Genomic DNA, 12,180 nt, shown 5'->3' with positions numbered 1-12,180 from the left:
CCGGCGCCGTACCATCGTGCCTATGGCTACGGAAGACGCGGTGCGTGAAGCACTGGCGACGGTGAACGACCCCGAGATCCAGCGACCCATCACCGAACTGGGGATGGTCAAGTCCGTGGAGATCGGTGCGGATGGCGTGGTCGCGGTCGCGGTGTACCTGACCGTCTCCGGCTGCCCAATGCGCGAGACCATCACGAACAACGTGACCACGGCGGTCTCGGCGGTCGAGGGCGTCACCCGCGTCGACGTCACGCTGGACGTCATGAGCGACGAGCAGCGCCGTGAGCTGGCGGGGGCGCTGCGCGGCGGGCAGGCGGAGCGCGAGGTCCCCTTCGCCAGGCCGGGCTCGCTGACCCGCGTGTACGCGGTCGCCTCCGGCAAGGGTGGCGTCGGCAAGTCCTCGGTGACGGTGAACCTGGCGGCGGCGATGGCGGCCGACGGTCTGAAGGTCGGTGTCGTCGACGCCGACATCTACGGACACTCGGTGCCCCGCATGCTCGGCGTCGACGGCCGTCCCACCCAGGTCGAGAACATGATCATGCCGCCGTCCGCGCACGGCGTGAAGGTCATCTCGATCGGCATGTTCACCCCGGGCAACGCGCCCGTGGTCTGGCGCGGCCCGATGCTGCACCGGGCCCTCCAGCAGTTCCTCGCGGACGTGTACTGGGGCGACCTGGACGTCCTCCTGCTGGACCTGCCCCCGGGCACCGGCGACATCGCGATCTCGGTCGCGCAGCTCGTCCCGAACGCGGAGATCCTCGTCGTCACGACCCCCCAGCAGGCCGCGGCCGAGGTCGCCGAGCGGGCCGGCTCCATCGCCGTCCAGACCCACCAGAAGATCGTCGGCGTCGTCGAGAACATGTCCGGGCTGCCCTGTCCGCACTGCGGCGAGATGGTCGACGTCTTCGGCACGGGCGGCGGCCAGACCGTCGCCGACGGCCTCACCCGCACGACGGGCGCGACGGTGCCGGTCCTCGGCTCCATCCCGATCGACGTCCGCCTGCGCGAGGGCGGCGACGACGGCAAGCCGGTGGTGCTCACGGACCCGGAGTCCGCGGCGGGTGCCGCCCTGCGCGCCATCGCGGGCAAGCTGGGCGGCCGCCAGCGCGGCCTGTCGGGCATGTCGCTGGGCATCACACCGCGCAACAAGTTCTGACCGCCGCCAGGCCGAAGGGGGCGCCGTCCGATGACGGCGCCCCCTTCGGCGTAGCGGCGATTCCTAGGCGTACGCCGCGATGTCCTTGATCATCGAGAAGCCGAGCCCGTACGCGCTCATCCCCCGCCCGTACGCGCCCACGTGCACGCCCTCCTGGGTGGAGCCGGCCAGGACCCAGCCGAACTCCGACTCCCGGTAGTGGAAGGGCGTGGGGACGCCGTCCACGGGGAGCGACAGCGTGGACCAGTCGGCGCCGGTCAGGTCGTCGGCGAGGACCCACGCGGTCTCGGTCTGCTGGTCCAGCCAGTCGTCCCGCAGCGAGTGGTCCATCTGACCGGGCCAGGTGCACGAGAGCAGCCCCACCCCGGCGAGCCAGGCCGCGGAGGAGACCGAGGTGGCCTCCAGCATTCCCGTGCCGTCGGCGCTGCGCCGTACGGGGCTGGCGGCGACCGTGACCACCACCGCGAACCGTTCCTTGTCCTCCCCGGACTCGCTGCGCAGCGTGGGCTCGTCACCGTGCCCGATCGAACCGTGTTCGACGGCACCGTCCGCCGAGGTGCCGACCTGCATCAGCCAGCGCGGCCCCGTGAAGGCCTCGTCGAGGCCGTACCACGGGAAGGGCGCGAGCAGGTAGCCGTCGACCGTACGCCGGGCGGAGGGGACCTGCTGTCCGCCCTCCGCGGCCGGCGCCTGCGCGCCTACCCGACTTGTCGTCTCCATCTCCCGGACGCCTCCTCGCTCTTGTTGGACCCGAGCGGCCCGCCCCCCGCGGGCGTCCTCGCTCACACCTGGTCCACACGACAACTGGGCAGCATAGCCACACCGTTGCGAGGGGCCCGGTAGCCGTCCGGCGCGCGGGGCGCGTGCGCGGCCGTCAGGGCTGTGAACGAGGGCGTACGTGTATGACTCATATCACGTACGCGGAGGGGGTGCGGCCCGGACGCGCGACCGGGGGACCCCGCCAAGGGAGGGCGCCCGCGGCTCAGGTGGCGTCCGCGTCGAAGGGCGGCCGCTCGTCCGTCTCGAGCTGCTCGCGCTTCTTCGTCATGTCGACGGAGCCGCCGGCGCTGCCGTTCGACGAGGCGGCGGGCGAGTCGGAGGCGGCGTCGGCGTCCCGGCCGTGGACCGCGTCCGTCACCTCGGCCATCTCCTTCTTCAGGTCGAAGCCGTTGCGGATCTCCTTGAGCCCCAGCTCGTCGTTGTCCAGCTGCTTGCGCAGGAACGTCTTGGGGTTGAGGTCCTCGAACTCGAAGTCCTTGAACTCGGGGCCGAGCTCCTCGCGGATGTCCTGCTTCGCGCTCTCCGAGAACTCACGGATCTTGCGGATGGTGCGCGTGACGTCCTGGATCATCTTCGGGAGCTTGTCCGGACCGAAGACGAGCACGGCGAGGACAACGAGCGTCACCAGCTCGAGCGCGCCTATGTCATTGAACACCTGAAGCTCCTTGCGATGTCCTCGGCCCCCGGCAGGTCTTCCGTGGTCCGGGCCGGATCCACGGTACCCGGCGATCCCTCCCGTCCGGTACTGTCCCGGTCTTCCGGCTTCGTGTACACCACCGGTTTCCCGCGATGTCCCCCGCCGGCCGCGGAACGGGGGGCGGGCCGCGGGGCCCCGGCCGCGGTTCCCGTCAGTCGCCGTCGGCGGAGCCGAGCACCAGCGTGAGCCGCTTCTCGGTGCCGTCGCGGTCCAGGGTCAGCTCCAGCCGGTCGCCGGGGCGGTGGGCACGGGTCCTGACGATGAGTTCCTCGCCGGAGTGGACGGGCCGGCCGTCGACCTCGGTGATGACGTCGCCCGCCTCGATGCCGGCGCGGTCGCCGGGGCCGCCGGGGGTGACCGGGGCGCCGCCGTCCTCGGCGCCGGTGCCGACGCGGGCGCCGTCGCCGCCGTAGTCCATGTCGAGGGTGACGCCGATGACCGGGTGTGTCGCCCTGCCCGTGTTGATCAGCTCCTCGGCGACGCGTTTGCCCTGGTTGACGGGGATGGCGAAGCCGAGCCCGATGGAACCCGCCTGGCCGCTCTCCAGGTCGGAGCCGCTGTCGGCGGAGCGGATGGCGCTGTTGATGCCGACGACCCGGCCCTGCGAGTCGAGCAGCGGGCCACCTGAGTTGCCCGGGTTGATGGGCGCGTCGGTCTGCAGGGCGTCGACGTACGAGACGTCGCCGCCGTCGCCCTTCACGCCGCCCGCGGTGATGGGCCGCTCCTTGGCGCTGATGATCCCGGAGGTGACGGTGTTGGGGAGGTCGAAGGGCGCGCCGATGGCGACGACGGCGTCGCCGACCTGCACGTTGTCGGAGTTGCCCAGCGGCAGGGGCTTGAGGCCGCTCACCGAGCCGACCTTGACGACGGCCAGGTCGTATCCGCTGTCCCGTCCGACCACCTTGGCGGTGGCGGTCTCGCCCCCGCTGAAAATGACGGTTATGTCGCCGCCGGTGCCGGCGGGTTCCACCACGTGGTTGTTGGTGAGGATGTGACCCGAGCCGTCGAGTACGAACCCGGTACCGGTGCCCTGGGCCTTCGAGCCGCGCACGTGCAGGGTGACGACGCCGGGCAGCGCGCCGGCCGCGATCCCGGCGACCGTGCCCGGGGCCCGGTGGTTCGGCTCCCTCCCGGCCTGCGGCAGTTCCACGTCCGCCATGCCGCCGTTGCGCTCCAGGTAGGCCCCGACGAGGCCGCCGACGCCGCCGGACAGCAGCGCGACGAGGAGGGCCCCGCCGACGATGACCCGCCTCGCCCGCCGGCGGCGCTGTGCCTTGGACGCGACGGCCGCCCCGTTCTGCTGGAGCGGCGCCGCGGCCCACGGGTCGTAGTTCCCCCAGGGCGCGGACACCGCCGCGTCCTGACCGGAGGACGGGGCGCCCTCCGCCCCCGGCACGACCGCGGACTGAGCCTCGGGGCCGGGGATCAGGGGCGAACCGTGGGCGGGGGCGGCGCCTGGCGGGGGCGTGGCGTGGGCCGGGACCGCTGTCTGCGGCACGGCTGTCTGCGGCACGGTGGGGAGGTGGGTCCCACGGGCAGGGGTGGTGCCCGGGTGCTGAACGGGCGGCGCGGGCGCCCAGGGTCCGGGCTCGCCGTACGGCGGGGTGCTGTAGGGGTCGGGGGCGTGCAGGGGGCGGGGACGCCCGGAGGGGGCGACTACGGGAGACGTGACGGCTTCAGCGAGCGCGCCTACGGGAGACGTGGCGGCCTCGGGGGGCGGAGGCGGACTGGCGGGGGCGGCGGGGGCGATGTCCGGCGTGAACGCCGGGGACGCGTCCGTTCCGGGCGCGGGCGCAGAGGCGGCAACCGGCGTGAGCGCCGGGGACGCGTCCGTTCCGGGCTCAGGGGCGGGGACGGTGTCCGGCATGAGCGCCGAGGACGCATCCGTCGCAGGCGCGGGCGCGGGAACCGCGGCCGACGAAAGCGGCGAGGACCCATCCGTTCCGGGCGCGGGCGCAGAGGCGGCGACCGGCGTGAGCGCCGGGGACGCGTCCGTTCCGGGCGCGGGCGCGGGAATCGCGTCCGGCGGGAGCGCGGGCGCGGCGAGCGCGTGCGGTGCTCGCGGGTCGGCCGCCTCGCCGGTGTCAGGCACCTCCGGCTCCGGGGCCGGCGGGTCCAGCTCGTAGTCACCCTCGTCAACCTCACCGGGCGCAGCGGTCGGCGCGGGGCGGTTCGGCTCGAAGTCGCCGCCTCCGGCGCCGGTCCCAGGCGCCAGCGGGCGTTCCAGCTCGAAGTCCCCGTGGGCGGTGGCCGGGGTATCCCGACTCGCTTCCCGGGGCTCGGTGGGCCCCGTCCCGACGGGGTCCGGAGGAGTCGGCACCGCCGGGTCCGTGGCCGGGTCGGTCCCGGGGTCGTCCGGCCGGGGTCGGCTCCACCACTTCGTCTTCGCGGGCTTCCCCTGGTCCATGCTCTCCCCACACCTGGCCCGCGGCACGACGGCACCGGCGGTCACCACAGACTGTCGACTCCGCGCCCGGAATCTTCGCGGGCGCGGCCCACCCCGGATTCAACCAGGTTCGCGGGGCGGCGCGCAGAGACCGGCCGGGGCCGGTCCCGCGACGGGGCCTAGCGGGAGGAGGACGAGGGGGACGGGGTGTTCGGTGGCGCGGTCAGCAGGCCCGGCTTCACGACGTCCCACGACGCCGACCAGGTGGCCGGCTCGGTGAGCTGGACCGTGGTGAGCGGACGTATGAGCGGGGACATCGCGGCGGCACCGGCCACGATGGGTGTGGTCAGTGTGTGCACGGCCTCCTGCCCCGACGGCGGGGTGGGGACTCCGGGCAGCAGGGGCGCGGACAGGGAGGTCGGTATGACCGGGCCGTCGCCGGGCGCGCGCTGGCCCTGGGCGAGCAGCGGGGCACTGGACCGCCGGCGCTGGGAGTCGGGAGCCGTCGTCGCGCCGGTGCTCTGGGTGCGCAACGGTGTCACGTTGCTCCCCATGCCGGAACCGCCACGTGCTTCCGGGGTGTCACCGGGCACGCCCGTGGACACCCCGCCGAGCGCGACCGCGGCCAGCGACACCGCGCCCGCGGCGGCGAAGGCGAGGCGCAGCCCGCGCGAGGACGACCGCTCGGTCTCCTGGCGTGTGACGTCATGGATACGGAAGCCGCGGCCCGGGGAGGGGGGCAGCACGTCGGCGTGCGGTCCTGCCGGCACGTAGCCGAAGGACTCGCCCCTCGTTCCGAAGACTCCGGCGAGGCCCGAGTGCGTCCCGGAGCCGGGAAGTCTTCCGCCGAATCCGCTCCCGCCCAGCGGCGGTCCGTCGCCGTCGGAGTCGTCTCCCCCGGGGAGGCCCTGGAGCCGGGCCAGGAAACTCTCGGAAGGGGGCGGCGGAGCGACTTCCGCGAACACGTTCTTCAGGCGGCGCTGCGCGTCCGCCTCTGCCTTGCACTTCGCACAGGTGGCGAGGTGGGCGAGGACACGCTCGCGCGCGTCATGACCGAGTTCGCCGTCCACCAGGGCGGAGAGCCGGTCTCCCAGGTGCTGGTCTGCCACGCGCCGTTCGGCGGGGTCGGGCCGGGATCCACTCACGCGGTCGCGCCCCCTCCTCCCAGCGCGGGAACTCCCGTGACTGCGAAGCCGCGGCGCTCGGCGCGGGCTTCCGGGGAGCGGTGGGCGAGGGCCTTGCGCAGCTGGGAGCGGCCGCGGTGGATACGGCTGCGGACCGTGCCGAGCTTGACGCCGAGGGTCGCGGCGATCTCCTCGTACGAAAGGCCCTCGATGTCGCAGAGGACGACCGCGGCACGGAACTCGGGCGCGAGGGTGTCCAGCGCCTGCTGGACGTCGGCGTCGAAGTGCGCGTCGTTGAAGACCTGCTGCGGGGAGGGCTCGCGGCTGGGGAGGCGCTCGGCCGCGTCGTCGCCGAGGGCGTCGAAGCGGATGCGCTGCTTGCGGCGCACCATGTCCAGGAAGAGGTTCGTGGTGATGCGGTGCAGCCAGCCCTCGAAGGTGCCGGGCGTATAGGTCGACAGCGAGCGGAAGACGCGGACGAAGACCTCCTGGGTGAGGTCCTCGGCGTCGTGCTGATTGCCGGTGAGACGGTACGCCAGCCGGTAGACCCGGCCGCTGTGCGTGCTGACGATCTCCTCCCAGGTGGGAGGAGTCCACGCCTGCGTGTCCGCGTCGGTGGCGAAAGTCGCGGTCTGTGCGGAGTCAGCGGTGTGGGATCGGTCAGCGGTGTCAATCACGGATCTCGGCTCACCCGCCGACCTGAGAAAGCGCCGCAGCACTCCTCCCCGATCCTCAGGCGCAGCCGCACCTCCCCTGTCGGCTCTGGCGGTGTCCAGTGGAGCCCCTACCATAGCCACCTCGCCCGTTAGCTCCGGATAAGCGGTTTTACGAGAATTTGATGTGCGCTTCTGCGGCTGCGTCAGCACTTGCTCGGTGTCGTGCTTCATCGGTGTCCCCCCACTGCCTTCCCCACTCTCCTGAACGCCTGGTCCCATCGGCGGGTTCCCGACGGCAACGGATACAGTCACGGCCAGGCAACTACGGGGACAGGAGAGGGTCATTACCGGCAACCGGCAGACGAGCTGGGCGTTCGCCGACGCCTTTGTCGCCGAGGAAGAGGCGCTGCGCTGGGCCCGGGACCGGGCCCGGGAAGCAGGGCTGCGCTCGGTGTCGCCCGGCACGGGTGCCGCGCTGCGGCTGCTCGCCGCCACCGTGGACGCGAAGGCCGTCGCGGAGATCGGAACCGGAACCGGTGTCTCCGGAATTCATCTCCTGCACGGCATGCGCCCGGACGGGGTACTGACCACCGTGGATCCCGAGCCGGAGCGCCAGCAGTTCGCCCGCCAGGCCTTCCGCTCGGCCGGTTTCGCCAGCAACCGGGCCCGGTTCATTCCGGGCCGCGCCCTGGAGGTCCTGCCGCGGCTCGCGGACGCGGGATACGACCTCGTCTTCTGCGACGGCGACCGTCTGGAGTGCCTGGACTATCTCGCTGAATCGTTGCGCCTGCTGCGTCCGGGCGGGCTCGTGGTCTTCGAGGGCGTCTTCGCGGACGGCCGCACGGTCGACTCGGGACCGCAGCCCGCGGAGGTCGGCCGGCTGCGGGAACTGCTGCGCGCCGTGCGCGAGAGCCAGGAGCTGGTGCCCTCGCTGCTCCCGGTGGGCGACGGGCTGCTCTGCGCCGTCAAGCGCTGACCCGGACCCCCGGCCCAGGGCGCTGACCAGGGAGTACACCGGGACCACCGCACCGGAAGGACGTCGCCTCGCCCCCGGAAAACAGTGTCCCGGCACCGCGTGCGGTGCCGGGACAGCTGTAAAAGTAGGGTCGCGTTCCGCGTCAGCCGACGACCTTCTTGAGGGCGTCGCCGAGCGCGTCGGCCTCGTCGGGAGTCAGCTCGACAACGAGCCGACCGCCGCCTTCGAGCGGAACGCGCATGACGATGCCCCGCCCCTCCTTGGTCACCTCGAGCGGGCCATCGCCCGTCCGCGGCTTCATGGCCGCCATGCTCGTTCCCCTTCCTGAAACCAGCTCATCGTCGCCGACGGCCCCTTAGGAGGGCACGCACGTCCCCTCATAGGACACACGTCACCGGCATCGAACACATTGCTTCCAGGCCATTATCCCGCATCTCAGGACCCGATGACCAACATCAGTCGGCATCGCTTGCGCAACGCGCTTGAGCAAAACCACTCAATTCGGCGATGTGACTGCGATACTGCGCCGCCGCATGGACTTTCCCGCGCCGGAATCCTTTGACGCAGGTCACATGTCCGGCTCGCGCCACCGTCGGCGATCTCCGCCATGCTGTCCTCGGAAGCGCGTACCGACCGGTACGACGAGCCGTGACACCGGAGGGGACCCACCATGGCCGACACCGTGCTCTACGAGGTGAGCGACGGGCTCGCGACGATCACGCTGAACCGCCCCGAGGCGATGAACGCGATGAACGTCGCCGCCAAGGTCGCCCTCCGGGACGCCGCGCAGGCGGCCGCCGCGGACGATTCCGTACGGGCCGTGCTGCTGACCGCCGCGGGCGACCGGGCGTTCTGTGTGGGCCAGGACCTCAAGGAGCACGTCGGCGGGCTGCTCACGGCGCGCGAGTCGGGCTCCGGCGAGGGCGTCATGAGCACGGTGCGGGAGCACTACAACCCGATCGTGCGGGCGCTGACCGGCGCGGCGAAGCCGGTGGTGGCGGCGGTGAACGGCGTCGCGGCCGGGGCGGGCTTCGGCTTCGCGCTCGCCGCGGACTACCGCATCGTCGCGGACACGGCCGCCTTCAACACCTCCTTCGCCGGGGTCGCGCTGACCGCCGACTCGGGCATCTCGTGGACCCTGCCGCGGGTCGTCGGGCCGAGCCGCGCCGCCGACCTGCTGCTCTTCCCGCGCAGCATCTCCGCGCAGGAGGCGTACGAGCTGGGCATCGCCAACCGGATCGTGCCCTCGGCCGAGCTGGCCGCCGAGGCGGTCAAGGTGGCCCGGGCGCTCGCCGAGGGCCCGACGCTCGCGTACGCCGCACTGAAGGAGTCCCTCGCCCACGCCCTCTCGCACTCCCTGGACGAGTCCCTGGAGAAGGAGGACGAACTCCAGTCGCGTGCGGGCGCGTCCGAGGACCACCTGATCGCCGTGCGGGCGTTCATCGGCAAGGAGAAGCCGAAGTACCTGGGGCGCTGACCGGCGCGAGCGGTCCCGGGGCGGGTCAGCGCCCCCGGGCCGCGCAGTCCGCGAGGTGGTCGTCGACCAGGCCGCACGCCTGCATCAGCGCGTACGCCGTCGTCGGGCCCACGAAGCGGATGCCGCGCTTCTTCAGCGCCTTGGACAGGGCGGTCGACTCGGCGGTGACGGCGGGCACGTCGGCGAGCGTGGCCGGGACCGGGCGGGAGGCCGGGTCGGGGGCGAAGGACCAGATCAGCTCGTCCAGCTCGCCCGGCGCCCAGCCGGCCAGCACGCGCGCGTTGGCGAGCGTCGCCTCGATCTTGGCGCGGTTGCGGATGATGCCCGGGTCGGCGAGCAGGCGCTCCGCGTCGGCCTCGGTGAAGGCCGCCACCTCGGCGATTGCGAAACCGGCGAAGGCGGCCCGGAAGCCGGGGCGGCGGCGCAGGATGGTGATCCAGGACAGGCCCGACTGGAAGGCCTCCAGGCACAGCCGCTCGTACAGCGCGTCGTCGCCGTGGACCGGACGGCCCCACTCCTCGTCGTGGTACGCCACGTAGTCCTCGGTCGACAGCGCCCAGGGGCAGCGCGGCGTCCCGTCGGTGCCGGGGAGGGCGCCGCTCACCGGTCTTCCTCCCCGGCGGGCTTGCGCAGCGACGGGGCGGCGGACGCGCGGGCGCCGGCGAGGGCGGCCTCCAGGTCCGCGATCCGGGCGTCCCGCTCGGCGATCTCGGCACCGAGGCGGCCGAGCGCGTCGTCGACGTCCGCCATGCGGTAGCCGCGGACGGCGACGGGGAAGCGCAGCAGGTCCACATCGGCGCGGTTCACCGGCCGGTGCGCCGGCAGGGGGTCCTCCAGCCGCTCGGGCGCGACGTCGGTCAGCGGGCCGCTCTCGCCGCCGCCCACCACGGACAGAGTGACCGCGGCGACCACGACGGCGAGCGCGACGACCAGGAACAAGAACATGAACATCGCTGAGGTCCCCACGCTCTGGTGCCGGCACGGGGCGCGCCGGCGTGGAAAGTATCGGAAGTGTCAGGGTCCGATCGTGCCATGCGACGCTGACGGCTAGGGTCGCAGGCGGCCGAACAGCGGGAAGTACTAGGAGAGGTCACAGGGGATGCTCAGGCTGGGCAGGCGTGAATTCGACGCGCACGAGCCGGTGATCATGGCGATCGTGAACCGGACCCCGGACTCCTTCTACGACCAGGGGGCGACGTTCCTCGACGAGCCGGCGCTCGCCCGCGTCGAGCAGGCGGTGGCCGAGGGCGCCGCCGTCGTCGACATCGGCGGGGTCAAGGCGGGCCCGGGCGAGGAGGTCACGGCCGAGGAGGAGGCACGCCGTACGGTCGGTTTCGTCGCCGAGGTGCGGCGCCGGTTCCCCGACGTGGTCATCAGCGTCGACACCTGGCGGCACGAGGTCGGGGAGGCGGTCTGCGAGGCGGGCGCGGATCTGCTGAACGACGCGTGGGGCGGGGTCGATCCGCGGCTGGCCGAGGTCGCCGCGCGGTTCGGGGCGGGCCTGGTGTGCACGCACGCGGGCGGGGCCGAGCCGCGGACGCGTCCGCACCGGATCACCTACGACGACGTCATGGACGACATCCTGCGGGTGACCCTCGGGCTCGCCGAGCGGGCGGTGTCGCTGGGGGTGCCGCGGGAGTCGGTGCTGATCGACCCCGGGCACGACTTCGGGAAGAACACCCGGCACAGTCTCGAGGCGACCCGGCGGCTGGGCGAGATGGTGGACACGGGATGGCCGGTCCTCGTCTCCCTGTCCAACAAGGACTTCGTGGGGGAGACACTCGACCGGCCGGTCAAGGAGCGGGTGGTGGGGACGCTGGCCACGACCGCGGTGTCCGCCTGGCTGGGGGCGCAGGTGTACCGGGTCCACGAGGTCGAGGAGACGCGGCAGGTGCTCGACATGGTCGCGTCCATCGCCGGACACCGGCCGCCCGCGGTGGCGCGCCGGGGGCTGGCGTAGCCCCGGCGCTCCCGTACCCGGGGGCCGCGCCCTGCCGCCTCACGCCGGCCCGCGCCCGCGGTGACGCGCCCGACCGCGGGTCGGGCCAAAACCGGCTTCGAGACGCGGGCCCGCGGGTCGCGGGGTTCGGCCGGAGGTCCCGCTACCTGCCCGCCTCCTTCGACACCAACGCCACCGCCTCCTGCACGTCGTCCGTCAGGTGGAAGAGGAGCAGGTCCTTCTCGGAGGCCTTGCCCTGGGCGATCAGGGTGTTCTTGAGCCAGTCGACGAGACCGCCCCAGTACTCCGTGCCGAAGAGGACGATGGGGAACTGCGTGACCTTCTGGGTCTGGACGAGGGTGAGCGCCTCGAAGAGTTCGTCGAGGGTGCCGAGGCCGCCGGGCAGCACCACGAACCCCTGGGCGTACTTGACGAACATCATCTTCCGGACGAAGAAGTAGCGGAAGTTGAGGCCGATGTCGACGTACTTGTTGAGCCCCTGCTCGAAGGGCAGCTCGATGCCGAGGCCGACGGAGACTCCCTTGGCCTCGCAGGCGCCCTTGTTGGCGGCCTCCATGGCGCCCGGGCCGCCGCCGGTGATGACGGCGAAGCCGGCCTCGACCAGACCGCGGCCGAGCTCGACACCGGCCGCGTACTCCGGGGAGTCGACGGGGGTGCGGGCCGAGCCGAACACACTGATCGCGGCGGGGAGTTCGGCCAGAGTGCCGAAACCCTCGATGAACTCGGACTGGATGCGCAGCACCCGCCAGGGGTCGGTGTGCACCCAGTCCGAGGGCGCGCGTCCGTCCAGCAGACGCTGGTCCGTGGTGCTCGCCTGCACCTGGTCCCGCCTGCGCAGCACCGGTCCCAGCCGCTGCTCCTCCGGTGGCCGCTTCTTGCCCTCGGGATTGCCGGTAGCCATGTCCGCTCCCTCCGCTTGCGGTAGTTCCACCCCAGCGTAGATCCACGCGGGTTACGGAGGGGGGACC

The 12,180-nt window shown here is 72.8% G+C and carries 13 protein-coding genes; 4 read left to right on the top strand and 9 right to left on the bottom strand.

Translation table 11 applies throughout. The annotated features are described in order from the left end of the window. Positions 1-22 precede the first annotated feature (22 nt). Positions 23-1,156, top strand: coding sequence for an Mrp/NBP35 family ATP-binding protein (locus ACFYP4_RS18970; RefSeq protein WP_358850208.1), 1,134 nt, complete (start codon positions 23-25; stop codon positions 1,154-1,156). 63 nt (positions 1,157-1,219) lie between these two features. Here the strand turns inward: ACFYP4_RS18970 and ACFYP4_RS18965 are convergent, their stop codons facing one another. From ACFYP4_RS18965 to sigE, 5 genes are all read right to left on the bottom strand, one after another. Next, the gene (locus ACFYP4_RS18965; protein ID WP_358850209.1) at positions 1,220-1,876 is read right to left on the bottom strand and encodes a hypothetical protein; all 657 of its coding nucleotides are present in this window, start codon (positions 1,874-1,876) and stop codon (positions 1,220-1,222) included. Between the two features lie 262 nt (positions 1,877-2,138). Further along, positions 2,139-2,591 (bottom strand): sec-independent translocase, encoded by a 453-nt coding sequence (locus ACFYP4_RS18960; RefSeq protein WP_358850210.1) that lies wholly within the window; start codon positions 2,589-2,591, stop codon positions 2,139-2,141. 193 nt (positions 2,592-2,784) lie between these two features. Beyond that, positions 2,785-4,500, bottom strand: a complete 1,716-nt coding sequence (locus ACFYP4_RS18955; RefSeq protein ID WP_388786884.1) for a trypsin-like peptidase domain-containing protein — start codon at positions 4,498-4,500, stop codon at positions 2,785-2,787. Positions 4,501-5,198: 698 nt separating this feature from the next. Next, the gene (locus ACFYP4_RS18950; RefSeq protein ID WP_388786401.1) at positions 5,199-6,164 is read right to left on the bottom strand and encodes an anti-sigma factor family protein; all 966 of its coding nucleotides are present in this window, start codon (positions 6,162-6,164) and stop codon (positions 5,199-5,201) included. Next, positions 6,161-6,862 carry an RNA polymerase sigma factor SigE gene (sigE, locus tag ACFYP4_RS18945; protein WP_388786399.1) on the bottom strand — a complete coding sequence of 234 codons (702 nt, stop codon included), beginning with the start codon at positions 6,860-6,862 and terminating at the stop codon, positions 6,161-6,163. The genes ACFYP4_RS18950 and sigE overlap by 4 nt, the downstream gene beginning before the upstream one ends. Before the next feature lie 214 nt (positions 6,863-7,076). On the opposite strand from sigE, the gene ACFYP4_RS18940 reads away from it, so the two are divergent. After that, the gene (locus ACFYP4_RS18940) at positions 7,077-7,775 is read left to right on the top strand and encodes an O-methyltransferase (protein WP_358850300.1); all 699 of its coding nucleotides are present in this window, start codon (positions 7,077-7,079) and stop codon (positions 7,773-7,775) included. Between the two features lie 142 nt (positions 7,776-7,917). Here the strand turns inward: ACFYP4_RS18940 and ACFYP4_RS18935 are convergent, their stop codons facing one another. Continuing rightward, on the bottom strand, positions 7,918-8,085 hold the full coding sequence (locus ACFYP4_RS18935; protein ID WP_003966491.1) for a DUF3117 domain-containing protein: 168 nt from the start codon (positions 8,083-8,085) through the stop codon (positions 7,918-7,920). Positions 8,086-8,445: 360 nt separating this feature from the next. On the opposite strand from ACFYP4_RS18935, the gene ACFYP4_RS18930 reads away from it, so the two are divergent. Next, on the top strand, positions 8,446-9,252 hold the full coding sequence (locus tag ACFYP4_RS18930; protein ID WP_358850214.1) for an enoyl-CoA hydratase-related protein: 807 nt from the start codon (positions 8,446-8,448) through the stop codon (positions 9,250-9,252). Between the two features lie 25 nt (positions 9,253-9,277). Here ACFYP4_RS18930 and ACFYP4_RS18925 read toward each other — a convergent pair whose 3' ends face one another. Together ACFYP4_RS18925 and ACFYP4_RS18920 are read right to left on the bottom strand one after the other, a co-directional pair. Then, positions 9,278-9,856: a DNA-3-methyladenine glycosylase I gene (locus ACFYP4_RS18925; protein WP_358850215.1), complete on the bottom strand. Its 579-nt coding sequence runs from the start codon at positions 9,854-9,856 to the stop codon at positions 9,278-9,280. Further along, complete coding sequence (locus tag ACFYP4_RS18920; RefSeq protein ID WP_358850216.1) at positions 9,853-10,203, bottom strand: DivIVA domain-containing protein; 351 nt, start codon at positions 10,201-10,203, stop codon at positions 9,853-9,855. Before ACFYP4_RS18920 ends, ACFYP4_RS18925 begins: the two co-directional genes overlap by 4 nt. 148 nt (positions 10,204-10,351) lie before the next feature. On the opposite strand from ACFYP4_RS18920, the gene folP reads away from it, so the two are divergent. Continuing rightward, complete coding sequence (folP, locus tag ACFYP4_RS18915) at positions 10,352-11,212, top strand: dihydropteroate synthase (protein WP_358850217.1); 861 nt, start codon at positions 10,352-10,354, stop codon at positions 11,210-11,212. Positions 11,213-11,354: 142 nt separating this feature from the next. Here folP and ACFYP4_RS18910 read toward each other — a convergent pair whose 3' ends face one another. Beyond that, the gene (locus tag ACFYP4_RS18910; protein WP_358850218.1) at positions 11,355-12,113 is read right to left on the bottom strand and encodes a TIGR00730 family Rossman fold protein; all 759 of its coding nucleotides are present in this window, start codon (positions 12,111-12,113) and stop codon (positions 11,355-11,357) included. Between the last annotated feature and the right edge of the window lie 67 nt (positions 12,114-12,180).

Source organism: Streptomyces sp. NPDC005551 (assembly GCF_042871785.1).
GTDB lineage: Bacteria > Actinomycetota > Actinomycetes > Streptomycetales > Streptomycetaceae > Streptomyces.
This window is presented reverse-complemented; position numbering and strand designations above follow the sequence as displayed.

Bases quoted from the DNA above. Each gene is read 5' to 3' on its own strand.
- ACFYP4_RS18935 (WP_003966491.1), bottom strand. From the start codon at position 8,085: ATGGCGGCCATGAAGCCGCGGACGGGCGATGGCCCGCTCGAGGTGACC.
- folP (WP_358850217.1), top strand. From the start codon at position 10,352: ATGCTCAGGCTGGGCAGGCGTGAATTCGACGCGCACGAGCCGGTGATC.
- ACFYP4_RS18955 (WP_388786884.1), bottom strand. From the start codon at position 4,500: ATGCCGGACACCGTCCCCGCCCCTGAGCCCGGAACGGACGCGTCCCCG.
- ACFYP4_RS18970 (WP_358850208.1), top strand. From the start codon at position 23: ATGGCTACGGAAGACGCGGTGCGTGAAGCACTGGCGACGGTGAACGAC.
- ACFYP4_RS18920 (WP_358850216.1), bottom strand. From the start codon at position 10,203: ATGTTCATGTTCTTGTTCCTGGTCGTCGCGCTCGCCGTCGTGGTCGCC.
- ACFYP4_RS18965 (WP_358850209.1), bottom strand. From the start codon at position 1,876: ATGGAGACGACAAGTCGGGTAGGCGCGCAGGCGCCGGCCGCGGAGGGC.
- ACFYP4_RS18930 (WP_358850214.1), top strand. From the start codon at position 8,446: ATGGCCGACACCGTGCTCTACGAGGTGAGCGACGGGCTCGCGACGATC.
- ACFYP4_RS18910 (WP_358850218.1), bottom strand. From the start codon at position 12,113: ATGGCTACCGGCAATCCCGAGGGCAAGAAGCGGCCACCGGAGGAGCAG.